At 72.2% G+C, this 615-nt stretch carries 1 protein-coding gene and 1 pseudogene; one reads left to right on the top strand and one right to left on the bottom strand.

Annotated features, from left to right (window positions below):
* On the top strand, nucleotides 1-331 hold a 331-nt coding region (locus D1614_RS28315), incomplete at its 5' end, for a type III PLP-dependent enzyme domain-containing protein (protein WP_206610171.1).
* Nucleotides 332-376: 45 nt separating this feature from the next.
* On the opposite strand, the pseudogene D1614_RS28310 reads toward D1614_RS28315, so the two are convergent.
* A pseudogene (locus tag D1614_RS28310) lies at nucleotides 377-547 on the bottom strand (GNAT family N-acetyltransferase); the annotation flags it as partial.
* Nucleotides 548-615: the final 68 nt, after the last annotated feature.

Raw genomic sequence — 615 nt, 5'->3', positions numbered from 1 at the left:
CCTCGTCCGCGCCGGCGTCTTCGCCGACGTGATCGACGTGGGCGGCGGCTTCCCGTCGGTCTATCCGGGCATGATCCCGCCGGACCTGCGCGACTACGCCGACTCCATCCATCGCGGCTTCGCCGAGATGATGGTTCACGAGACCACCGAGCTGTGGTGCGAGCCCGGCCGCGCGCTGGTCGCCGAGAGCTCCTCGGTGCTGGCCAAGGTCGAGCTGCGCAAGGGCGACGCCCTTTACCTGAACGACGGCTCGTACGGCACGCTGTTCGACGCCACGCACTCGAAATGGCCGTTCCCGGTCAAGCTGGTGCGTGACGCCGGCGCGTCCTGAACGGCGAAAGCCCAACGCCTCCCAGAACGGCGGCGCGGCGAGGGACGCCGCGGCGTTGACCGTCAGCAGGCGCGCGCCCTGCAGGCCTTGCTGGATCATGGCGGCGGCCAGGGCGCTGGCGACGCCGCGCCGACGAAACGACGGGCGGACGTAGAGGCGGCGCATGCGCATCGCCGCGAGGCCCGTCTCGGCCGAGACGCCGCCGACCCCGGCCAGCTCGCCGTCGACAAAGGCCGCGAACAGCGCCTCGCCTTGGCCGTCGAAACGGTTGGCGCCGTCGGCCC

The organism is Maribellus luteus (genome assembly GCF_003576475.1).
Lineage (GTDB): Bacteria > Bacteroidota > Bacteroidia > Bacteroidales > Prolixibacteraceae > Draconibacterium > Draconibacterium luteum.
The sequence above is the reverse complement of the archived record's forward strand: the minus strand, read 5'-3'. Positions and strand labels throughout refer to the sequence as shown.